24 protein-coding genes are annotated in these 21036 nt (G+C 29.5%); 17 read left to right on the plus strand and 7 right to left on the minus strand.

The window, feature by feature from the left end; genetic code table 11:
* The 4 genes from ACRC8M_RS05210 to ACRC8M_RS05225 form a co-directional block, all read right to left on the minus strand.
* A partial coding sequence (locus ACRC8M_RS05210; RefSeq protein ID WP_438528182.1) for a TSUP family transporter occupies positions 1-209 on the minus strand: 209 nt, incomplete at its 3' end.
* Positions 210-224: 15 nt separating this feature from the next.
* Positions 225-512 carry a GIY-YIG nuclease family protein gene (locus ACRC8M_RS05215; RefSeq protein ID WP_438528183.1) on the minus strand — a complete coding sequence of 96 codons (288 nt, stop codon included), beginning with the start codon at positions 510-512 and terminating at the stop codon, positions 225-227.
* Between the two features lie 31 nt (positions 513-543).
* Positions 544-2031 (minus strand): UDP-glucose--hexose-1-phosphate uridylyltransferase, encoded by a 1488-nt coding sequence (galT, locus tag ACRC8M_RS05220; RefSeq protein WP_438528184.1) that lies wholly within the window; start codon positions 2029-2031, stop codon positions 544-546.
* The gene (locus ACRC8M_RS05225; protein WP_438528185.1) at positions 2031-3218 is read right to left on the minus strand and encodes a galactokinase; all 1188 of its coding nucleotides are present in this window, start codon (positions 3216-3218) and stop codon (positions 2031-2033) included. The genes galT and ACRC8M_RS05225 overlap by 1 nt, the downstream gene beginning before the upstream one ends.
* A 184-nt stretch (positions 3219-3402) precedes the next feature.
* Here ACRC8M_RS05225 and ACRC8M_RS05230 point away from each other — a divergent pair, with 184 nt between their 5' ends.
* The 3 genes from ACRC8M_RS05230 (at position 3403) to ACRC8M_RS05240 (ending at position 6813) form a co-directional block, all read left to right on the plus strand.
* A complete protein-coding gene (locus ACRC8M_RS05230) occupies positions 3403-4575 on the plus strand; it encodes an ROK family protein (protein WP_438528186.1) in 1173 nt (390 codons plus the stop codon).
* Positions 4572-5576 (plus strand): aldose epimerase family protein, encoded by a 1005-nt coding sequence (locus ACRC8M_RS05235; protein ID WP_438528187.1) that lies wholly within the window; start codon positions 4572-4574, stop codon positions 5574-5576. The genes ACRC8M_RS05230 and ACRC8M_RS05235 overlap by 4 nt, the downstream gene beginning before the upstream one ends.
* A gap of 112 nt (positions 5577-5688) precedes the next feature.
* The gene (locus ACRC8M_RS05240; RefSeq protein WP_438528188.1) at positions 5689-6813 is read left to right on the plus strand and encodes an ABC transporter ATP-binding protein; all 1125 of its coding nucleotides are present in this window, start codon (positions 5689-5691) and stop codon (positions 6811-6813) included.
* Positions 6814-6870: 57 nt separating this feature from the next.
* On the opposite strand, the gene ACRC8M_RS05245 is transcribed toward ACRC8M_RS05240, so the two are convergent.
* Positions 6871-7101 carry a hypothetical protein gene (locus ACRC8M_RS05245; RefSeq protein WP_438528189.1) on the minus strand — a complete coding sequence of 77 codons (231 nt, stop codon included), beginning with the start codon at positions 7099-7101 and terminating at the stop codon, positions 6871-6873.
* 156 nt (positions 7102-7257) lie between these two features.
* Between ACRC8M_RS05245 and dhaK the strand changes: the two genes are divergently transcribed.
* The 11 genes from dhaK to ACRC8M_RS05300 all read left to right on the plus strand — a co-directional run bounded on the left by dhaK (position 7258) and on the right by ACRC8M_RS05300 (position 16333).
* Positions 7258-8250, plus strand: coding sequence for a dihydroxyacetone kinase subunit DhaK (dhaK, locus tag ACRC8M_RS05250; protein WP_438528190.1), 993 nt, complete (start codon positions 7258-7260; stop codon positions 8248-8250).
* Between the two features lie 8 nt (positions 8251-8258).
* Positions 8259-8867: a dihydroxyacetone kinase subunit DhaL gene (gene dhaL, locus ACRC8M_RS05255; protein WP_438528191.1), complete on the plus strand. Its 609-nt coding sequence runs from the start codon at positions 8259-8261 to the stop codon at positions 8865-8867.
* Positions 8868-8875: 8 nt separating this feature from the next.
* Positions 8876-9271 carry a dihydroxyacetone kinase phosphoryl donor subunit DhaM gene (gene dhaM / locus ACRC8M_RS05260; RefSeq protein ID WP_438528192.1) on the plus strand — a complete coding sequence of 132 codons (396 nt, stop codon included), beginning with the start codon at positions 8876-8878 and terminating at the stop codon, positions 9269-9271.
* Positions 9272-9403: 132 nt separating this feature from the next.
* Complete coding sequence (locus tag ACRC8M_RS05265) at positions 9404-10093, plus strand: hypothetical protein (RefSeq protein ID WP_438528193.1); 690 nt, start codon at positions 9404-9406, stop codon at positions 10091-10093.
* Entirely contained in the window at positions 10083-10268 is a 186-nt protein-coding gene (locus tag ACRC8M_RS05270) for a DUF1858 domain-containing protein (RefSeq protein ID WP_240221539.1), read from the plus strand. Before ACRC8M_RS05265 ends, ACRC8M_RS05270 begins: the two co-directional genes overlap by 11 nt.
* A gap of 257 nt (positions 10269-10525) precedes the next feature.
* On the plus strand, positions 10526-11215 hold the full coding sequence (locus ACRC8M_RS05275; RefSeq protein WP_438528194.1) for a septum site-determining protein MinC: 690 nt from the start codon (positions 10526-10528) through the stop codon (positions 11213-11215).
* A gap of 18 nt (positions 11216-11233) precedes the next feature.
* Entirely contained in the window at positions 11234-12025 is a 792-nt protein-coding gene (gene minD / locus ACRC8M_RS05280; RefSeq protein ID WP_438528195.1) for a septum site-determining protein MinD, read from the plus strand.
* 13 nt (positions 12026-12038) lie between these two features.
* Positions 12039-12293: a cell division topological specificity factor MinE gene (gene minE / locus ACRC8M_RS05285; RefSeq protein ID WP_438528196.1), complete on the plus strand. Its 255-nt coding sequence runs from the start codon at positions 12039-12041 to the stop codon at positions 12291-12293.
* A gap of 65 nt (positions 12294-12358) precedes the next feature.
* Positions 12359-13222 carry a DMT family transporter gene (locus tag ACRC8M_RS05290; RefSeq protein ID WP_438528197.1) on the plus strand — a complete coding sequence of 288 codons (864 nt, stop codon included), beginning with the start codon at positions 12359-12361 and terminating at the stop codon, positions 13220-13222.
* Positions 13223-13242: 20 nt separating this feature from the next.
* A complete protein-coding gene (locus ACRC8M_RS05295) occupies positions 13243-14529 on the plus strand; it encodes a 4Fe-4S dicluster-binding protein (protein WP_438528198.1) in 1287 nt (428 codons plus the stop codon).
* A 121-nt stretch (positions 14530-14650) separates the two neighbouring features.
* The gene (locus tag ACRC8M_RS05300; protein WP_438528199.1) at positions 14651-16333 is read left to right on the plus strand and encodes an FAD-binding protein; all 1683 of its coding nucleotides are present in this window, start codon (positions 14651-14653) and stop codon (positions 16331-16333) included.
* A gap of 80 nt (positions 16334-16413) precedes the next feature.
* Here the strand turns inward: ACRC8M_RS05300 and ACRC8M_RS05305 are convergent, their stop codons facing one another.
* A complete protein-coding gene (locus ACRC8M_RS05305; protein WP_438528200.1) occupies positions 16414-17586 on the minus strand; it encodes an iron-containing alcohol dehydrogenase in 1173 nt (390 codons plus the stop codon).
* A 12-nt stretch (positions 17587-17598) separates the two neighbouring features.
* Entirely contained in the window at positions 17599-18207 is a 609-nt protein-coding gene (locus tag ACRC8M_RS05310) for a Crp/Fnr family transcriptional regulator (RefSeq protein WP_438528201.1), read from the minus strand.
* Between the two features lie 114 nt (positions 18208-18321).
* Between ACRC8M_RS05310 and ACRC8M_RS05315 the strand changes: the two genes are divergently transcribed.
* The 3 genes from ACRC8M_RS05315 to ACRC8M_RS05325 are packed head-to-tail and all read left to right on the plus strand — an operon-like array spanning position 18322 to position 20998.
* Positions 18322-19635: a thymidine phosphorylase gene (locus tag ACRC8M_RS05315; protein ID WP_438528202.1), complete on the plus strand. Its 1314-nt coding sequence runs from the start codon at positions 18322-18324 to the stop codon at positions 19633-19635.
* A 29-nt stretch (positions 19636-19664) separates the two neighbouring features.
* Positions 19665-20330: a deoxyribose-phosphate aldolase gene (gene deoC, locus ACRC8M_RS05320; protein ID WP_438528203.1), complete on the plus strand. Its 666-nt coding sequence runs from the start codon at positions 19665-19667 to the stop codon at positions 20328-20330.
* Between the two features lie 2 nt (positions 20331-20332).
* On the plus strand, positions 20333-20998 hold the full coding sequence (locus tag ACRC8M_RS05325; protein ID WP_438528204.1) for a Crp/Fnr family transcriptional regulator: 666 nt from the start codon (positions 20333-20335) through the stop codon (positions 20996-20998).
* Positions 20999-21036 lie beyond the last annotated feature (38 nt).

The raw sequence follows: 21036 nt of genomic DNA on the forward strand, positions 1-21036 counted from the left end.
TTAAAAGCACTACCACTACTTGAAAAAAAAGCTGCTAGTTTATTTGTTCCAAGTGCCATATGAGGATCGAGTCCTGCAGCTAAAAAGGCTGGTAAGCTAATCAATCCACCTCCGCCAGCAATAGCATCAACAAATGCTGCACAAAAGCAAGCTGAAGCTAAAAACATAAAGTTAATTAAAGAAATCTCTGAAAAAAAGGTTTCTAACATTAAAACGCCCCCTAGTTAATTATTTGTTTTGAGTATATCATTAAATATATTTTTGCACAATCTCTCTTTTTCTAACTTAGTTAATTTTTTAATTCGAATCTCCTCTTTAGATGCTTCAGATCTATTATCTTTAATAAAAACAACCTCAATTTTTATAGGTTTATAAATTTTTGTATATTTAGCTCCTTTTCCATTAATGTGCTGTTGGAATCGTTTTGTAACATCTGTTGTAATACCTGTGTATAAAGAGTTGTTTTCACATCTTAAAATATAAACGTACCATTTTTTATTTAAATTATCCATATCATCCTCATTATAATAGTTATATAAAATATTATAATGTGTCTGTGAAGTTTTTAAAAGCTTTTTTTCCAATATCATCTCTTTTGAATACACCAGCATGCTCTAAAACTATAGAGAAAGTTTTTCCTATCTCCTCTTTTAAAATATCTAATGTTACAATATCATCTCTTTTTGATACTATATTTTTAATCCAATTATAATGTTTACTAAGAATAGAATTCTCCTTTAAAGTGATTTCCCAATTTGGATTTTGCAACTCTTTTTCTAAAAGAACCATCTCTTCTTGAAGTCTTCCAGGTAAAATAGCAAGTCCCATAACTTCGATAAGTCCTATATTTTCTTTTTTTATATTATGAACTTCAGAATGAGGATGGAATATTCCCATAGGATGTTCTAAAGAAGTTCTATTATTTCTTAGTGCTAAATCCATTTGATATTCATTACCAGATTTTCTAGCAATAGGAGTAACTGTATTGTGAGGAATACTTTCAGAATATGCTATAATATCTACAGTTTCGTCGCTATAATTTTTCCATTTATCCAAAATATATTCAGCTGCTTTAGATAAAATCTCTTTGTTTTTAGAAGATATTCTAATGACAGACATAGGCCATTGTATAGTTCCACAACTAACTTCTGGGAATTCAGTCATTGTAAATTTATTTTCTATGGGAGCTTTTTCCATAGGAAATGTGTGTTTACCAGCTTGATAATGATCATGTGATAAAATTGAACCACCAACTATTGGTAAATCAGCATTAGATCCAATGCAATAGTGAGGGAAAATTTCAATGAATTCTAAAAGTCGATCAAAAGTATCTTTTCCCATTTTCATAGGTCTATGTTCTTCACAAAATACAATAGAATGCTCATTATAATAAACATATGGAGAAAATTGAAAATACCAATTTTCAGACTTTAAATTCATAGGAATAACTCTGTGTGTTTGTCTAGCTGGATGATTTAATCGTCCACTATAGCCAACATTATCTAAACATAAAAGACAACTAGGATAAGAAGACTTAGGCATATTTTTTTCTCTTTCAATATCTTTAGGATCTTTTTCAGGTTTAGCCAAATTAATAGTTATTTCTAGGTCACCGTAGGGAGTATTTGAAAACCAATGTAAATTTCTTTTTATTCTGGCATCTCTAATATAATTGGTATTTTTTGAAAATTCATAATAGTTAGCTGTTGCTTTTTCAGGTGAGATTTTAAAATCATTATTGAATTTATTAATAACTTCTTTTGGTCTTGGAGTAATACAATTCATTAATTTAGTATCTAAAAGTTCCATTTCAGATGGAGAGTTATCAATCAAACTGTTTTCAATAGCCCAGTGACAAATATCTAGAAGTATAACTTCAATATCTCTTCCTGTTTTAGGTTCTTCCTTTTTCCATTCTTTTAAATTTAAAACATCGAGTAAAAGATTTCTAGAATAAATCTCTTCATATGAATCAATTAGTTTTTTTTGTAATCCATAGTTTAATAGTTCTTGTATTAAAGAGTTAATCATTAAAAATCACCTAACTTTTTAGCTCCATCTCCTGGATTACCAATATAGAACGTAGCTTGTAGCCCTGTTTTTTCCTTGTATTTTTTACCAACATTTTCAATAAATTTTTCAATACAGTCATTTTTTACTAGAGATACAGTACAACCACCAAATCCTGCACCTGTCATTCTAGAACCAATAGTTCCATCCTCTTCCCAAGCTGCTTCAACTAAACTATCAAGTTCAAGACCAGTAACTTCATAATCATCTTTTAAAGATTTGTGAGAACCATTCATAAGTTTTCCAAAAGTTAAGATATCTCCATCTTTTAAACATTCCATAGCTTTTAAAACTCTTTCATTTTCAGTAACAGCATGTCTAACTCTAGATATAGCTTCTTCAGATTTTATAAAGTGTTTTGTATTTTCAAATTTTTCTGAATCCATATCACAAAGAGTATTAATATCAACTCCATTGTCTTTTAAATCTTTTAATGCACTCTCACAAGAAGCCCTTCTCTCGTTATATTTAGACTCACCAAGACCTCTTCTTTTATTTGTATTTGCAATAATAATAGCGGCATTATTTAAAATAAATGGAGCATAAGTATATTCAAGTGTATTACAGTCTAAAAGTATAGCGTGATCTTTTTTACCCATTCCGATAGAAAATTGATCCATAATACCACAATTAACACCAATGAACTCGTTCTCTGTTTTTTGGCTTAATTTAACCATATCAACCATATTAATATCTAAATTATATAGAGATTTAAGGATAACTGATGTTAAAACTTCAATGGAAGCAGAAGATGATAAACCCGCACCATTTGGGATATTTCCGAAGAATAAAATATCAAATCCACTATTTATATTAAAACCAGAATCTAAAAAAGTTTTTACAACACCTTTGGGATAGTTAGCCCAATCATCTTTTTTGTCATATATTAAAGAATCTAAAGAAAATTCAATGATTCCTAAATCTTTAAAATTTTCAGAATACATTCTAAAAATTTTATCTTCTCTCTTAGTGACAACAGCATAAGTACCAAAATCTAGTGCACATGGAAAAACTTTACCACCGTTATAATCAATATGCTCTCCAATTAGATTAACTCTACCTGGTGCAAAGAAAACTTCAACTGAAGTTTTATCATCTTTTTTAAATTCTTTTTTAAAATTTTTTACTAAGTTATTGATAAGTTCCATAAATAATCTCCCCTTTATTTTATTTATTTTGATTTGAGTATACTTTAAAAATAGATTACTTAAAAGCAAAAACATAATTTTAGAACAAAGTTAATTAAAAAAGTTAAAAAAGTTGCTATTAAATACATTGACTTAAAGACTTGGATAGGGGTATTATAAATTATATAGATTTAGGGAGGAATATATGGATTTTACACAATCTCAATTAAGAATATTAGAGATGATTAAAAATAAAAATAAAATATCAAGAAAAAGAATTGCAGAAGAGCTGGAACTAACTCCAGCAGCTATAACAAAATCAATTGAACCTTTATTACAATGTGGAATAGTTTTAGAAGTATCTCAAAGAGAATCAACTGGGGGAAGAAGAGCGATAGATTTATCTTTAAATAAGTATTGGGTAGGAAAAATTTTGGGAATATCATTGACTCCTACCTCGTTGGTAGTATCAGTTGGAAATGTAGCTGGAGAGATAGTTAAAACAAAAAGTTATAAAATATCAGAAGATAAAGAGTTAATAGATTATCTAGAGACAATTGTTGAAAAAGAGTTAGAAGAGGAAAAGGGAATAAAAGTTATATCCATGGCAATAACTGGACTTATAAACTCAGAGAGGGGAGTTATTATATTTTCTCCACATTATAAAAGAAAAAAAATTGATATAAGAGATAGAATCGAAAAAAGATTTAATCTACCCACACTAATAGAAAATGATGTTAGAGCTATGGCATTAACAGAAAAGTATTTTGGTGGAGCTCAGGATAGTGAAAATTATGTAGTTTTAAATGTTTCAGAAGGAATCGGAAGTTCAATATTTGTAAATGGAAATTTATTATCAGGTCATGGATTTATTTCTGGAGAGATTGGTCACGTAGTTATGGATAGAAGTAGTTTAAGAAGATGCTCTTGTGGAAAAAGAGGGTGTTTAGAAGCTGAGGCCTCAAATAAGGCTATTATAAATAGACTTATTTCTATGATTAAATTAAATAACTATAGTTCTTTAAAAGAAAAATTAAATACGAAAGGAACGATTGGGATTCTAGATGTTTTACAGGGAGTTAAGGAGAGAGATTTTTTAAGTACAAAAATTAGTACAGAAGCTATGGTTATAATTGCCCATAGTATCGATATGATAATCTCCTTAATAAATCCAGAAAAAATAATTTTAGTGGGAGAACTATTTAAAGAGAATTTACTTTTAAATACTTTGAAGTTGGAGTTACAAAAAGTAACTTTGGAAGAACAAAAATATGATTTAATAGTTTCAAATATATTGGATGAAATGCATACTTATAATCCAATATCGGTTGTGAGGCATAATCTATTTAAAAAAAGCATGTGGAGGGATGAGATTTGAAGTTAAATATTACAGAGTTTGGGAGAACTTTTAATGGTGAGCAGGTATTTTTGTACAGTTTGAAAAATGAATTTGTAGATTTAGAAATTATTTCTTTGGGAGGAATTATAAAATCTTTAAAAACTCCTGATAAAAATGGAAATTTCGAAAATATAGTTTTGGGATATAAAACTCTATTAGAATATGAAAAAAATGAATATTTTTATGGATGTATAACAGGAAGAGTTGCTGGAAGAACAAAAAATGGAGTTTTGAAAATAGGAGATGAGATTTATGAACTCGAAAAAAATAATGGCGGAAATAATTTACATGGAGGTCCTAGTGGTTTAAATACTAAAGTGTGGGAGGGGGGAGCAAAAGTTAGTGATGATAAAGGAGTTGTAACTTTAACATATAAAAGTCCTCACTTAGAAAATGGATTTCCAGGGGAAGTAGATTTTAAAGTTATATATACTTTAGAGAAAAATGAATTGAAAATAGAATATTTTGGAGATAGTGACAGAGATACATATATAAATTTAACAAATCATACATATTTTAATTTAAGTGGAAATGCAAAATATGATATAAAGGAGCAATTTTTAAAAGTTAACGCAAAAGGTTATGGATGGGTAGATGAAAATACAGTTCCTTTAAAAATGGAGAGAGAGGATAATTTTCTTAATTTTGAAAATTTTCAAAAGTTAAGAGATATATTACAGTTATCACATAAACAGATAGAGATTGTTGGAGGAGGAATCGATCATCCTTTTGAGTTGTCAAAAAAATATAACTTCGATATTGAATTAAAGGATGAGGAATCAGGAAGAAATATTAAAGTGAAATCTAGTGAACCTGTAGCAGTTATTTATACAGGAAATTTTTTAGATAAAAAGCATAACGGAATATGTTTTGAAATGCAAGATTATCCAGATATTTTTAACTTTATGCCAGAAAAGGCTAAAATTTATAATAATAAAATAGAATATTATACATATACAACATTCGAATTTAATAACTAATTGTAAAATAAATGTAAAAAAAGAGTTAAAAATAAACAAAAAAGTTGAAAAAAATAAAAAAGTGCTATATAATAACCTCAGATTTAGTAAAAAACAAGGAGGAAGAATTAATATGGCAGAAGTAATACTAAAAAAAGTAGAAAAACAATATCCTAATGGATTTAAAGCAGTTCACGGTATCGATCTTAACATTAAAGATGGAGAGTTTATGGTATTTGTAGGACCATCTGGTTGTGCAAAATCAACTACTCTTAGAATGGTTGCAGGTTTAGAAGAGATTACAGGTGGAGAGATTTATATAGGAGAGAAGCTAGTTAATGACTTACCTCCAAAAGATAGAGGAATCGCAATGGTTTTCCAAAACTATGCTTTATACCCTCATATGACAGTTTATGATAATATGGCGTTTGGACTTAAAATGGCCAAAGTTCCTAAAAATGAGATTGATAAAAGAGTTAAGGAAGCAGCTGAAAAACTTGAGATTACAGATCTTTTAGATAGAAAACCTAAAGAGATGTCTGGAGGACAAAGACAAAGGGTTGCAGTAGGAAGAGCTATTGTAAGAAAACCTGAAGTGTTTTTATTTGACGAACCATTATCAAACTTAGATGCAAAACTAAGAGTTTCTATGAGAGTAAGAATAACTCAACTTCATAAGCAATTAAAAGAAGAGGGACAAAATGCAACAATGATTTATGTAACACATGATCAGGTTGAAGCGATGACAATGGGAGATAGAATTTGTGTATTAAATTATGGAAAAATTATGCAAGTTGATACACCGTTAAATTTATATAATACGCCTGCAAACAGATTTGTAGCAGGATTCATTGGCTCACCAGCTATGAATATAGTTAAAGGTTCTTTAATTTTAGAAGGGGATAAAACTCTTGTAAAATTAGCTACAGGAGATAAGTTAGAGTTACCAAAAGAAAAAGCTGAAAAAGTAAAAGGGCATGTAGGAAAAGATGTGTGGTTTGGAATAAGACCAGAAAATGTAGGAAACAAAAATACAGCAAAACCTGGGGATTCGTCATTAGTAGGAAAAGTAAATATAGTAGAGCAAATGGGTAATGAAGAGTTTATTTATTTCTTTATAGGAGATACTCAATATACAGCAAGAATTCCAGCAGAGAAATCTACAGGAGCAAACTTTAATCAACAGGAAAACTTCTATTTCGAAATGGATAAGTGCCATTTATTTGATATAGAGACAGAAAAAAATATAACAATTTAATAGTGTAAATATGAAAAGAGGTCTTTTTTAAAGGCCTCTTTATCATATTAAATGTATTTATTTTTTATTTTCTATTGTAATAGATAACAGTTCTTCATTTAGTTTATAAGCTGTAAAAAATAAAGAGGCTGCTTCTTTTGAAAATAGATTGGGTGTTCCCTCTGGATAATAGTTTTTAAAATCATCTGAATCTTCAATAATATATGGAGATTTTAAAAAATCAATAAACTCCTCATCGTTAAAATATTGTTTATAAATTTTTAAAGCTTCATTTTTATTCATTTCCATTTTTATTCCTCCCTTAGCTTGATTAACATATATTACTTTCTACTAAAGAATTGATAAAAATCCTCCAAAGAGTTTTATAGTTTTTATTGTATTTGACAAAAAAGAAAAATTAAAGTATATAGAGATATTGAAATAACTCAAAATAGGAGGAGATTTATGAAAAAACTTATCAATAAAAAAGAAAATATTGTAAAAGAGATGATTGATGGAATGATAAAAGCATTTCCAAATAGTATTGAAAGTGTAAAGGATTTACCAATTATTGTGAGAAAAGAGAAGAAGAGTGAAAAGGTTGCTTTAATTAGTGGCGGTGGAAGTGGACATGAACCAGCTCATGCTGGATTTGTAGGGTATGGGATGCTAGATGCAGCAGTAGCTGGAGAGATATTTACTTCTCCTAGTGCTGATAAAGTTTATGAAGCAATAAAAGCGGTTGATTCGGGAGTTGGAGTTCTTCTTATAATTAAAAATTATAGTGGAGATGTAATGAATTTTGAGATGGCTGCAGAAATGGCAGAGATGGAAGGAATAAAAGTAGGAAAAGTAATTGTTGATGATGATATAGCAGTAGAAAATAGTACATATACAGTTGGAAGAAGAGGAATTGCGGGAACTATATTTGTGCATAAAATTTTAGGAGCGGCAGCAGAAGCAGGATATTCTTTAGAAAAGCTTGAAGAACTTGGAAAAGTTGTTGTAGAAAATATAAAGACAATGGGAATGTCTTTAAAGTCATGTATGGTATTTACCACTGAAAAAAATAGTTTTGATTTAGCAGAAGATGAAGTTGAAATTGGATTAGGAATACATGGAGAACCAGGGACTCATAGAGAAAAATTTGTAGATGCAAATACACATGTAGATCATCTTTTAGAAAAAATATTGAAAGAGTCTAAAATAGAAAATGAGAAAGTGGCTGTTTTAATAAATGGATTAGGGGAAACAACTTTAATAGAACTATTTATAGTTAATAATAGAGTTGCAGATGTTTTAAAAGAAAAAAATATTACCATAGAAAAAACTTTAGTAGGAAATTATATGACATCTTTAGATATGGGAGGATTTTCAATTACAATATTAAAACTTAATGATGAAATTGAAAAATTATTAAATGCTAAATCTGATACTGTGGGATTAAAAACATTTTAGGAGGACAGATGGAATTAATAACTTTAATAGATAAAATAGCAGATAGAATATATGAAAATAAAGACTACTTAAGTGAATTAGATAGAGAGATTGGGGATAGTGATCATGGTGTAAATCTATCTAGAGGTTTTCAAAAAATTAAAGATGAAAGTGAAGCATTAAAAAGTCTTAATTATTCAGATTGCTTCAATAAAATGGCAATGATACTAATATCTAATGTAGGAGGAGCATCAGGAGCAATATATGGAACTGGACTGATGAAAGTAGCACAAAGTTTAAAAGGAATGGAGGTATTAGATAGGAATAATATAATAAAAGCAGTTGAAGCAATGGTAGAAGGAATAAAAATGAGAGGAAAGGCTCAGTGTGGTGAGAAAACAATGCTAGATACAATAGTTCCAGTAGTTGAGACATTAAAAAATAATAAAGAAGATTCTTTAGATGTATTATTGAAAAAAATTCAAATAACAGCAAAAGAAGGAATGGAATCAACTGAAAATATGTTAGCAACAAAAGGAAGAGCGAGTTATCTAGGAGCAAGAAGCATTGGTCACATAGATCCTGGAGCAATGTCTTCATATTTAATTATTGATACAATTTGTAAAAATTTAAAGTAGGTGATAAAATGTTAGGATTTGTAGTTGTTTCTCATAGTAGACGTTTAGCTGATGAAGTTATTGAACTTTGTAATGAAATGAAAAAGTATAATTTTCCAGTAGTAAATGGAAGTGGAACAGAAGAAGATTATTTGGGGTCAAATCCTTTAATTATAGCAGAGGCTATAAAAAAAGCGTATACAAAAGGTGGTGTTGCTATTTTTGGTGATTTAGGAAGTTCAATATTAAATGCAGAGTTGGCATTGGAATTTTTAGATGATGATTATGATAAAGAAAAAATAAAAATAATGGATGCTCCTTTAGTTGAAGGCGTATTGATGGGAATGGCAATAAATGATGATAAATTAACTTTAAAAGAGTTAGAAGATGAGTTAAAAGAGTTAAAATTTTTAAGTAAGATATAGAGATTACAAGCTATTAAAGTTATATTTTAATAGCTTGTTTTTTATATAAAAAAATAAAAAATGTAACCTATGTTACAGAAAAATTTATAAAAAAGGTATATTATATATTCAAAAGAGGAAGGAGAGGATGTTATGGGAAATTTTGGAGGAAATTTACAAAAGATTAAGAACGGTAAAAAAACATATGGAATAACACCTCATATCCCTGGAGGATTTGTAACACCAAATACACTAATAAAAATAGCAGAAGTTGCTAAAAAATATAAAGGTGTTTTAAAAATTACATCGGGGCAAAGAATTTTAATAACAAATTTGAAAGAGGAAGATCTTTGTAATATTTGGAATGATTTAGAAATGGATCCAGCTGTAAAAACTCAAAATTCTGTGAAAAATGTGGAAATTTGCCCTGCAAATTTTTGTAAAAGGTCAAAATATCCTATAATTGGGTTAGGGATGAAAATTAGTAATAGTTTTCATGGAATGGAACTTCCTTGTAGAACTAAAATAGCAGTAGTTGGATGTAGAAATGCATGTACAAGTGCTTATTCTAAAGATATTGGTGTTCTTGTAGATATGGATGGAAAGTTTTTTATTACAGTTGGGGGAAGTGCAGGTTTTAATCCTAGAAATGCAGATGTTTTAGTTAAAAATCTTTCTGAAGATGGAGCATACCTTTTAGTAAAAACTATATTAGAGTATTATAATGAGAATGCTCAGATGGGGGAAAAATTAGGTCATTTTGTAGATAGAATAACAATAGATAAGTTTAGAAGCGATATTATAAAAGAAAAAAATTCAAAGGAGGAAAAAAATGATAACTAAGGATACTATAATAGCGGATATTATTGAAATAAATCCAATGGCAGTAGAAATTTTAATGGGATATGGGATGGGATGCATAGGATGTCCATCAGCACAGATGGAAACTTTAGAGCAGGCATGTGAGATTCATGGATTGAATATAGATGAAGTTTTAGAAAAGTTAAATAAAAAATAGAGAGGATAAAAATTCCTATAATACAGATAATTGGAAAATAAATAGAAGCTATTAAAAATGCAAAATTTATAAAATAAAATGTTAAAATAATTAATTAGAAAAGAGTTGTGAAGAATTTTCATAACTCTTTTTTTTAGAAAAAATATAAAAAATTATCCAGTAAAAAAAAACTATATAGTTATAAAATGATTGATGTTTGAACATAAAAGTGCTATAATTTAATAATATGTAAAAAATGAAATTAGGAGCGTACAAATATGAATGACTGTGTAATTCTAAAGGGGAAAAAGGACAGGTTAGTTGTGCAATTAGATAGTAACATCGATTTTAGCTCTTTAAAAGATAAATTTTCTGAAAAGATTAAACAGGCTGAAGCATTCATAGGAGATGCAAAAATAGCCATTGAATTTACTAATAGAAAACTAACAGAAATAGAGGAAAATATTTTAATTGGAGTAATAAATAGAGAAACTAATATAAAGATAGCTTTCATTTTTTCTGAAAAATCTACTTTTTCACAATTACCAGGAGGACAACTTCCGTTTAGTGATATAAAAGATGTAACAGATGAGGGGTGTACAAAGTTTCATAAAGGAACTTTACGGTCTGGACATAGTTTAGAATTCAATGGAAATGTAGTTGTGTTGGGGGATGTAAATCCAGGTGCAGTTATTAAATCTAAAGGAAATGTAGTTGTATTGGGATATTTAAACGGAACTGTCTATGCAGGAGAAAATGATGGATCAGAAGCATTTGTTGGAGCATTTTCTTTAAACCCTATTCAAATTAAGATAGGACAAGTTATAGCAAAAAATCCTAGTACAAATGTATTAGATGTCAATAAAGTTAAGAAAACCTTAGATTTTGAAGTAGCGTATTTAAAAGACGGGAATATTTTTATTGAAAAATTCAATAAAGCAACTTTAGAACATATGATAAAAATATAAAGGGAAATAGGAGGAATTATGGGAAAAGTTATAGTAATTACTTCAGGAAAAGGTGGAGTAGGGAAAACGACAAGTAGTGCTAACTTAGGGGCAGCATTAGCTATGCAAAATCAAAAGACACTATTAATTGATACAGATATAGGTTTAAGAAATTTAGATGTTGTTATGGGATTAGAAAATAGAATTGTATATGATTTAATAGATGTTATAGAAGGTGTTTGTAAGCCTAAGCAAGCTATAATAAAAGATAAAAGAAACGATAATTTACATTTATTACCAGCAGCTCAATCGAGAGATAAAAATGCTGTAACTCCTGAACAAATGAGAGAGTTAATTGAAATATTGAAAGTTGAATACGATTTTGTATTAATTGATTGTCCAGCAGGAATAGAGCAAGGGTTTAAAAATGCTATAGCAGCAGCAGAAGAAGCTTACGTTGTAACGACACCAGAAATTTCTGCAGTTAGAGATGCAGATCGTATTATTGGACTATTAGAAGCAAACGAAATTAGAAATCCAAAACTAATAGTTAATCGTTTAAGAGTAGAAATGGTTAAAGATGGAAATATGTTAAGTGTTGATGATGTAACAGATATTTTAGGAATTAAACCTATAGGGATTGTTCCAGATGATGAAAATATAGTTATATCAACAAATAAAGGAGAACCACTAGTATATAGAGGTGAGTCTTTAGCAGCTAGAGCATATATAAATATTGCTTTAAGAACACTTGGACAAAATGTTGAGTTTTTGGACTTAGATCCTAAAGTTAGATTTTTTGATAAAATAAAAGAAATATTTAAAAAATAAGGGGAGGCGAAATATGGGGTTTTTTAATTTTTTGAATAAAGAAAAATCTAGTTCAGTAGCTAAAGACCGTTTGAAGTTAGTACTGATACATGATAGAGCTATGCTTTCTCCCAAAATGCTTGAAACTTTAAAAGATGAAATAATTGCGGTAATATCTAAATACGTAGATATAGATAGGGATTCTTTAAATATTGAAGTTTCTCAAGAGGCGGAAACGGGAAGAGAAACGGCATTGATAGCAAATATACCTATAAAAATAAAAAAATAGTACTATGGTGCTATTTTTTTTTATAAACGAGGGGATAAAAATTAAATAATACAAGGGGTTAAAAAATGAAAAAAGAAAATTTAAGTAAACTATTATTACTTTTAGTTGCCATGATTTGGGGAAGTGGATTTCCAGCTACAAAAATAATTTTAGATAGTGGGATAAGACCATTTGAATTTTTAGGAATAAGATTTTTTATAACAGCGATAGTTATGTTTTGTATTATGAAATTAAAAAAAATAAAAATTGAAAAAACTGAAAGAAATTTAGGGGTGGTAGCTGGATTGATTTTATTTTCAGCTTTTGCTTTTCAAACAGTTGGATTAGTTTATACAACTTCGTCTAAAAATGCTTTTATAACTGGAGCGAATGTTATTTTTGTGCCATATATTGTATGGATTATCACAAAAGAAAAACCAAAGTTAATTTACATACTGTCATCTATAATGTGTTTTATAGGTATAGGATTTCTTTCTTTTGAAAAAAATTTAACAATTAATTTTGGAGACTTTTTAACTTTTATATGTGCTATATGTTTTGCCCTTCAAATTGTGGTTATAGGAAGTAGAATAAAAAATAAAAATCCCTTTACAATTAATGGATATCAAATGTTTTCAGCAGGAATTATCGGAATCTTGCTGAATATAATATTTGAAGGAGCAACAATCTTCACTAGAACATATGATTTAAAACAGATTTTAGCATTGATATATATAATTCTTTTTAATACTTTTATCTGTTATTCAATTCAAACATATGCTCAAAAGGAGATTAATTCTAGTCAAGTTTCTTTAATTTTAACAACAGAGATAATATTTGGAGCACTATTCTCTGTTTTACTTTTAGGGGACAAGATGACTTTTCAAGTTGTAATAGGAGGATTACTGATTTTTATATCTATACTATTAACAGAAGTCAAAAAACGATAAAAGTTAATTAGGAGGAAAATATGAGTCATATTGTAGGTAAGTCAGCATATAAAAGTTTAGAGGAGAGATTGAATAGATTTCCTCAGGGAGCACCACCATCTAAAGCCTTGTATGATATACTCGCAATACTATTTTCAGAAAAAGAGGCAGAGTTAGTAGCCCAACTTCCAATAAAACCATTTACAGTAAAAAAAGCAGCAGCAATTTGGAAGTTATCTGAAAAAGATGCTAAAAATATTTTGGATGCACTTGCATCGAGAGCGATTTTGTTAGATATAATACATAAAGGGGTTCAAACTTATATATTACCTCCACCTATGGCTGGATTTATAGAGTTTTCTATGATGAGAACTAGAGGAGATATAGATCAAAAACTTTTAGGAGAACTTTTATATCAGTATATGAATGTAGAAGAGGATTTTATAAAAGATCTCTTCTATAGTGCTGAAACAAAGTTAGGAAGAGTTTTTGTAAATGAAGATGCTTTAGAAAAAACTAGAGTGGCCCAAAATACCATGTCTTCAAATACTTTAGACAATTTAGTCCAAGTTTTAGATTATGAAAAAGCTTCACATATTATAGAAACATCGGAACATATGGGGATTAGTATGTGTTATTGCAGACACAAAATGCAACATGTGGGAAAAGCTTGTGATGCACCAATGGATATATGTATGACCTTTGGAAATGTAGCAAACTCCTTGATAAATAATGGTTATGCTAGAAGAGTTGATAAAATAGAGGGGATGGACTTACTTCAGCAAGCATATGATAGTAATTTAGTTCAATGTGGCGAAAATGTAAGAGAGGGAGTAACATTTATTTGTAATTGTTGTGGATGTTGCTGTGAAGCCTTAGTAGCAGCTAAAAAATTTGGGATGATGCACCCTGTAGAAACAACTAACTTTTTACCTAAAATAAATCATGATACCTGTGTAAATTGTGGAAAATGTTTAAAGGTTTGTCCAGTAAATGCTATAAAAAAGGTTGAAGATGAATATAGAGTTCAAGAGGAACTTTGTTTAGGATGTGGAGTATGCGGAAGGGCTTGTCCTAAAAGTAGTATATTATTAATGCCTCGTGAAACAAGGGTAATAACTCCAATAAACTCTGTTCATAGATCAGTTTTAATGGCTATTGAGAAGGGTATGCTTCAGGATTTGATATTTGATAATAAGGCTTTATTTAGTCATAGAGCTATGGCTGCTATATTGGGAGCAATTTTGAAACTATCCCCTGTGCATAAACTTATGGCAAGTAAACAGATGAAGTCGGTTTATTTAGACAAATTGTTAAAAAATTACTAATTTTAGAAATAGAAAGATTTTCTATAAAACAAAATATTAATAGAAAAACAGTTAAAAATATTGATAAAAAAGTCATTATGTGCTAAAATTTTATGATAATATAAAATTTAAAGGGGTAGTAATGAAAGTTAATAGGTGTAAAATAGCAATTGTTTTAGCAAGTTTAATGTTAATGGCTTGTGGAGAGAAGGAAAAATCTATCATAGGAAAAGGAAAAGGATTTTCTGGAGAGATTAAAGTTAATGTAATCACAAAAGGAGATAAAATTGAAAATCTTGAATTAGTTTCTGATAACGAAACTTCACACATAATGTCAAGATCGTTTCCACTTTTAAAAGATAGAATTTTAAAAGCTCAATCTCCAATAGTTGACAGTGTGTCAGGAGCAACTTCTACATCTTTAGGAGTTAAAAGTGCCGTGGCAGCAGCTTTAAAAGATGGCGGAAAAGATTTTGGTAGAATAACTATAAAAACGTCTGGACCAGAGCAACCAGTGGCATATTTAGAGCCAGTATCTACAGATTTAGTTATAGTTGGTGGAGGACCAGCAGGTCTTGCAGCAGCAATATCTGCAAAAGAAGCTGGATTAAACAATATAATATTAATTGAAAAATTAGATATATTAAGTGGAAATGGAAAGTATGATATGAACTTCTATGACTTAATTAACTCAGAAGCAGAGAAAAAAGCAGGAGTAGAGGATTCAGTTGAGAAATTAATTGCTGATAATACAAACTGGATGGATACTCCAGAAAGAACTAGAACTCAAGCAGAAGGAGCTTCAAAATTAGATGCTTGGTTAAGAGAGATGGGAGTAAAATTAAATCATTATTACGGAAAAAGAGGGCATATGGCTGAAAAGGATGCTTATGCTGGAGAAGAAGTACAAGATGGAATGGAAGCAAAGGCTAAAAGTTTAGGTATAGATATAAGAACAGGAACAAAGGGAACAGACTTTGTAGTAGAGGATGGAGTTGTTAAGGGAATTAAAGTTCAAAATGGAAATACCTTCTATGATATAAAGGCAAAGGCTATTGTAATGGCAACAGGAGGATTCTCAGCAAACAAAGAGTTGTTAGCTAAATACTCTCCTGGAACTGAAAAACTTCAAACTTCAAATCAACTTGGAGCAACAGGAGATTTTATTCCTGTATTTGAAGAGAATAATATGCAATTGGCTAATTTAGATGAATTGAATCTATTCCCATTTATAGTTAGAACTACTAGAGATTTAACTGGTGGTGGAGATGGATTTATGCTTGTAAATGCAAATGGAGAGAGATTCTTAAATGAAAATATCTCTAAAGATGATAGATTTAAGGCTGCCCAAACAATATTAGCACAGCCTGAAGGAAAAGCATTCTATATCTATGACCAGGCTTTATATGAGTCAAGTTACCGTCTACAAAAACATACTGCAAAAGGATACCATGTAAAGGCTGATACTCTAGAGGAATTAGCACAAAAATTAGGTGTACCAGCAGATAAGTTAGTAGCTACAAGAGACCATTTTAATAAAGCGATACGTGGAGAGGAACAAGATTTATTTAGAGCTAAACCATTTAAAAGAGAGTTTAGAACAGAGGGACCATTCTATGGTGTTCAAGTTGAATCAGCTGTTCATATGACTAGAGGTGGAGTAGTAGCAAATGAAAAAACTGAAGTTTTAGATGTTGAAGGAAATGTAGTTCCAGGAGTATTCGCTGCAGGAGAGGTTACAAATAGTAGTGCTGCATACAGTGCTGCAGTTATATTTGGACGTATTGCAGGAGAGAATGCAGTTAAATTTATAAATCAAAAATAAAAAAAGCCTATAATTAAAAGAATAAGAAAAAATAATAATAGTCTGAGAAAATTCTCAGACTATTATTATTTTATAAGGTCTTATAAAGCCATTGTTAATATTTCTAAAACATCTTTATATTCTAACTTTTTCATAGTTCCTATTGGACCTAATCTTGTTGCACTATTTGCCATATCTTCAAACTTTGAACTATCAATTCCGATATCTGTTAGAGTAGATGGAATGTCTAATGAATTGAAAAATTCTCTTGTTTTTATGATTACTTTTTTAGCAACTTCGAAATCATCATCTCCAAAAATACCCCAAACATTGTTAGCATATTCTACAAATCTATGAACGTTCTCTTTATCAAGAACATATTCCATCCAATAAGGTGTTAAAATTCCTAAACCAACACCATGTGTTATATCATACTTAGCACTTAGCTCGTGTTCCATTTGATGTGTTGCCCAATCAGTAGATTCTTTTCCAGCAGATGTCAATCCATTTAATGATAAAGAACTCGCCCACATAATATTAGCTCTTGCCTCATAATTAGTAGGATTTTCATAAGCAATTGGAGCGTAATGAATAACTGTTTTTAAAAGACCCTCCATTATACGAGATTGCAGATAACCTTTTTTATCTGGTGAAAAATATTGTTCAAAAAGATGACTCATTATATCTACAGCACCTGCTGCGGTTTGATATTTATTAACTGAAAAAGTATATGTAGGATCAAGTATAGAAAAAATAGGTCTTAAAATATAGCTATTAAACCCTAATTTTAAATTTTCCTTTACATTAGATAAAACACTATTTCCATTCATTTCACTTCCTGTTGCAGCAAGAGTTAAAATAGAAGCTACAGGTAGTGCTTCAGTTAATAGGTTGAACTTTTTATCCACACAAAGATCTTTCCAAATATCTCCATGATATTTAGTTTGAGCAGCGATTCCTTTAGCACAATCAATAGTGCTTCCACCACCAACAGCTAAAACTAACTCTAAATTATGTTTTCTACAAAGATCAGCTCCCTCTCTAACTGTTTCAATTCTAGGATTGGGGTCAACTCCAGAAAGTTCAATAATATCAATATTTTCTGCAGTTAAAGACTTTATAACCTCATCATATAATCCATTTTTTTTAATACTATTTTTTCCATAAAGAAGTAAAATTTTACTTGCATGTTTTTTAACTTCTTTTCCTACATTTGATACTTGTCCTTCTCCAAATAGAACTCTTGTTGGAACATCATAAATAAAATTTTTCATAATAAAATCCTCCTATAAAATTTTAATAAAATTCCTATCTTTAACTATGGTACCTTTATTAATATAAAATTTAATTATTCTAGTTAAATTTCTATAGCTTATATTAAGTCTACCAGAAAGTTCATCCAGAGATTTAAAAGTTATTTCTCCTCCATTATCTTCAAGATATTTTATAAAAATATCTTTTGCTTTTAAAGTACTTTTATAAAATATAGCTCTATTTGTATTTAAAAGCTTTTTATTTCCCTCAATAGCTAAAAATCTCCAAAAGTTAATATTATCTTCAAGATGTTCTTTTGCCAGTTGAAAAGGTAGAAGGATGACTACTACATCACTTTTAGCAACTACATCAAATAAAACTTCCTCTTTATTGATATATTCAATATCTCCAAAAATCTCTAAAGGTCTAAGTATATTTAAACATATTTGATTACCATTATCAAGAATACAGGAAACTTCAACAGTTCCTTCTACTATAAAATAGATACTGTTAGTTCCCTTATGAGCTTCTAAAATATATTCTCCTTTTTTATAATGCTTTATTAATAATTTTTCATGAACTTCTTTAATTAAAATATCATCTAAATTATAAAAGTTTATGTATTGCTCTATTTTTTTCATAAATTCTCCTTAATGGGCCAATTGTCCTATCTATTATATAAGAATTTATATATCATAAAAATAGAAAAAATGCTAGAAAAATATATAAAATATGAAAATAAAACGAGGTGGAGTATGAGAGCGGTAGATATTATTCAAAAAAAGAGAGACAATATTGAGTTAACATCTGAAGAGATGAGCTTCTTACTGGGAGAGTATTTACAAAATAGAGTTCCTGATTATCAAATGTCTTCATTTCTAATGGCAGTTTATTTTAATGGAATGACAAAGGATGAGCTAAAAGTATTTACAGAACTTATGATGAATAGTGGGGAAGTTATAAAGTTTGACGGAATAGAAAAGTTCTTAATCGACAAACATTCAACAGGTGGAGTAGGGGATAAAACTACTATTGCTTTAGCAGGATTATTTGCAGCCTTTAATATAGGAACAGCAAAACTTTCTGGAAGAGGTCTTGGTCATACTGGAGGAACAATAGATAAATTTGAAGCTATTCCTGGTTTTGTTTTTCCAGAAACAAGAGATGAACTGGTAAAAATGGTAAATAAAGTTGGAACAGGTATTATGGGTTATTCAGATACAATAGTTCCTTTAGATAAAAAATTATATTCTCTTAGAGATGTAACTGCAACAGTTTCAAGTATACCTTTAATAGCAAGTTCTATTATGAGTAAAAAGCTAGCAGTTTATGCTGACGGAATCATTTTAGATGTTAAAGTTGGTTCGGGAGCATTTATGAAAAACTTAAAAACAGCTGAAGAGTTGGCAAAAACTATGATTGATATTGGAGATTCTTTTGATAGAAAAGTGGTAACGTTACTAACAGATATGGATCAACCACTTGGATATGCTGTTGGAAATGCCAATGAAATAATTGAAGCGATTGAAACTTTAAAAGGAAGGGGTCCAAAAGATTTCACTGAGCTTGTAGAAACAATAGTTGCAACTGCTCTTCAGATTAAAGGGGATGTGAACTCTTTAGAAGATGGAAAAGAAAAAGTGGCAGAAGTTATAAAAAATGGAGCTGCAATTCAACACTTAAAAGATTTCATAGAAGCAGCGGGAGGAAATCCAAAATTAGTTGATGATTATTCATTACTTCCAAAGTTTAAATCAGAGTATGAATTTAAAGCTAAAAAGTCAGGATGGATTTCTAAGATTGAAGCTGAAGAGATTGGAAAGGCAGCAATGGTTTTAGGAGCTGGAAGAGCAACTAAAGATGATGTAATCGATCACTCTGTCGGAGTTCTATTAACTAAAAAAGTTGGAGATTATGTTGAAGCAGGAGAAGTTTTAGCTTTTGTTCAACACAATGATAAAAATTTAGACTCATCTATTAGATTTTTAGAAGGTGCTTATACAATAGTGGATGAAAAAGTAGAAAAAAATAAAGTAATTCTAGAAATTTTATCTAATATTGGGTTATAATAAATACAAAGAATATTTTAGGAGGAAAAATGAATTTAAGTAAATATATTGATCACACAGTATTAAAAGCTACAACAGAACCAAAGGACATTATAAAATTATGTGCAGAAGCTAAAGAGCATAAATTCTTTTCAGTTTGTGTAAATGGATGTTATGTTGAATTGGCAGCAAAAGAACTTGCAGGAACAAATGTTAAAGTTTGTGCTGTAATTGGATTCCCATTAGGAGCTATGTCAACAAAGTCAAAAGTTTTTGAAGCAAAAACTTGTATAGAAGATGGAGCATCTGAAATTGATATGGTTATCAACATTGGAATGTTAAAAGCTGGTGAGACAGAGTATGTTAAAAATGAAATAGCTGCTATTAAAGAGGCTATTGGAACAAATGTATTAAAAGTTATAATAGAGAATTGTTATTTAACTGATGAGGAGAAAAAAATAGCGACTCAGTTATGTTTAGATGCAAAGGCTGATTTTGTAAAAACATCTACAGGGTTTGGAACAGGTGGAGCTACTTTTGAAGATATAATGTTGATGAAAGAGATTGTTGGAGATAAAGCTGAATTAAAAGCTGCAGGAGGAGTAAGAGATTTAGCAACTGCAGAGAAATATATATCTTTAGGTGTAACAAGATTAGGAACAAGTTCAGGTGTTGAGTTAGTGACAACTGGAACTGCTGATCCAAATAAATATTAATTATGAATCAAGATTACTTAAGTAGTTCCCTTTCAAAGGAGTGCTTAGATAATTTATTAAGAGTTTCTCAATGCCAAGAGTTTAAGCAGGGAGAAACTCTTTTTTTAGAGCACTCATTTTGTGAAAGTATATATTTCATAATTAGTGGAAATGTTACTGTATATAAAGATAATTCAGATGGAAAAAGAAAAATAATCTATTTGCTGGGAAAAGATTCATTTTTAAATGATACTATGGTATATGATGAATCACAAAAAACAAGTGTTAGTTGTGATGCTTTTACTGATGTTAAAGTGATGATTATTCCTCTAAAGGAGCTTAAGAGATTAATTTTAAAATATCCAGATTTAGCTATCTTAATGATAAAATCTCTTTCAAAAAAGACAAAGCGTTTATATAGACAATTAAAAAACACAACAACTATATCTATGGATAAAAGAATTGCTGCAAAACTGTGGAAGTTAGCAAAAGATTTTGGATATGAATACAAGGAATTTCATGGTTTTACAGTAAAAGTAAATAACACGTATTTAGCAGATATGTTAGGAACTAATAGGGAAACTGTTTCAAGAGGGATAAAAAAACTTAAAGAGTTAGGTCTTGTAAAAGTTGAACATGGGCAAATTTTTATTTTAAAAAAAGAAATTAGAGATTTTTATAGACGTTAAAATAAAAAATAGGAATACCCCAATATTTGTGGTATAAT

The sequence above is a fragment of the Cetobacterium sp. genome (assembly GCF_051653945.1).
In the GTDB taxonomy this organism is placed as follows: domain Bacteria; phylum Fusobacteriota; class Fusobacteriia; order Fusobacteriales; family Fusobacteriaceae; genus Cetobacterium_A.

What these genes read in the sequence shown, in the direction of transcription:
- ACRC8M_RS05215 (WP_438528183.1), bottom strand. Translation starts at nt 512, where the DNA reads ATGGATAATTTAAATAAAAAATGGTACGTTTATATTTTAAGATGTGAA.
- galT (WP_438528184.1), bottom strand. Translation starts at nt 2,031, where the DNA reads ATGATTAACTCTTTAATACAAGAACTATTAAACTATGGATTACAAAAA.
- ACRC8M_RS05225 (WP_438528185.1), bottom strand. Translation starts at nt 3,218, where the DNA reads ATGGAACTTATCAATAACTTAGTAAAAAATTTTAAAAAAGAATTTAAA.
- ACRC8M_RS05230 (WP_438528186.1), top strand. Translation starts at nt 3,403, where the DNA reads ATGGATTTTACACAATCTCAATTAAGAATATTAGAGATGATTAAAAAT.
- ACRC8M_RS05240 (WP_438528188.1), top strand. Translation starts at nt 5,689, where the DNA reads ATGGCAGAAGTAATACTAAAAAAAGTAGAAAAACAATATCCTAATGGA.
- ACRC8M_RS05245 (WP_438528189.1), bottom strand. Translation starts at nt 7,101, where the DNA reads ATGGAAATGAATAAAAATGAAGCTTTAAAAATTTATAAACAATATTTT.
- dhaK (WP_438528190.1), top strand. Translation starts at nt 7,258, where the DNA reads ATGAAAAAACTTATCAATAAAAAAGAAAATATTGTAAAAGAGATGATT.
- dhaL (WP_438528191.1), top strand. Translation starts at nt 8,259, where the DNA reads ATGGAATTAATAACTTTAATAGATAAAATAGCAGATAGAATATATGAA.
- dhaM (WP_438528192.1), top strand. Translation starts at nt 8,876, where the DNA reads ATGTTAGGATTTGTAGTTGTTTCTCATAGTAGACGTTTAGCTGATGAA.
- ACRC8M_RS05265 (WP_438528193.1), top strand. Translation starts at nt 9,404, where the DNA reads ATGGGAAATTTTGGAGGAAATTTACAAAAGATTAAGAACGGTAAAAAA.
- ACRC8M_RS05270 (WP_240221539.1), top strand. Translation starts at nt 10,083, where the DNA reads ATGATAACTAAGGATACTATAATAGCGGATATTATTGAAATAAATCCA.
- ACRC8M_RS05275 (WP_438528194.1), top strand. Translation starts at nt 10,526, where the DNA reads ATGAATGACTGTGTAATTCTAAAGGGGAAAAAGGACAGGTTAGTTGTG.
- minD (WP_438528195.1), top strand. Translation starts at nt 11,234, where the DNA reads ATGGGAAAAGTTATAGTAATTACTTCAGGAAAAGGTGGAGTAGGGAAA.
- minE (WP_438528196.1), top strand. Translation starts at nt 12,039, where the DNA reads ATGGGGTTTTTTAATTTTTTGAATAAAGAAAAATCTAGTTCAGTAGCT.
- ACRC8M_RS05290 (WP_438528197.1), top strand. Translation starts at nt 12,359, where the DNA reads ATGAAAAAAGAAAATTTAAGTAAACTATTATTACTTTTAGTTGCCATG.
- ACRC8M_RS05295 (WP_438528198.1), top strand. Translation starts at nt 13,243, where the DNA reads ATGAGTCATATTGTAGGTAAGTCAGCATATAAAAGTTTAGAGGAGAGA.
- ACRC8M_RS05300 (WP_438528199.1), top strand. Translation starts at nt 14,651, where the DNA reads ATGAAAGTTAATAGGTGTAAAATAGCAATTGTTTTAGCAAGTTTAATG.
- ACRC8M_RS05305 (WP_438528200.1), bottom strand. Translation starts at nt 17,586, where the DNA reads ATGAAAAATTTTATTTATGATGTTCCAACAAGAGTTCTATTTGGAGAA.
- ACRC8M_RS05310 (WP_438528201.1), bottom strand. Translation starts at nt 18,207, where the DNA reads ATGAAAAAAATAGAGCAATACATAAACTTTTATAATTTAGATGATATT.
- ACRC8M_RS05315 (WP_438528202.1), top strand. Translation starts at nt 18,322, where the DNA reads ATGAGAGCGGTAGATATTATTCAAAAAAAGAGAGACAATATTGAGTTA.
- deoC (WP_438528203.1), top strand. Translation starts at nt 19,665, where the DNA reads ATGAATTTAAGTAAATATATTGATCACACAGTATTAAAAGCTACAACA.
- ACRC8M_RS05325 (WP_438528204.1), top strand. Translation starts at nt 20,333, where the DNA reads ATGAATCAAGATTACTTAAGTAGTTCCCTTTCAAAGGAGTGCTTAGAT.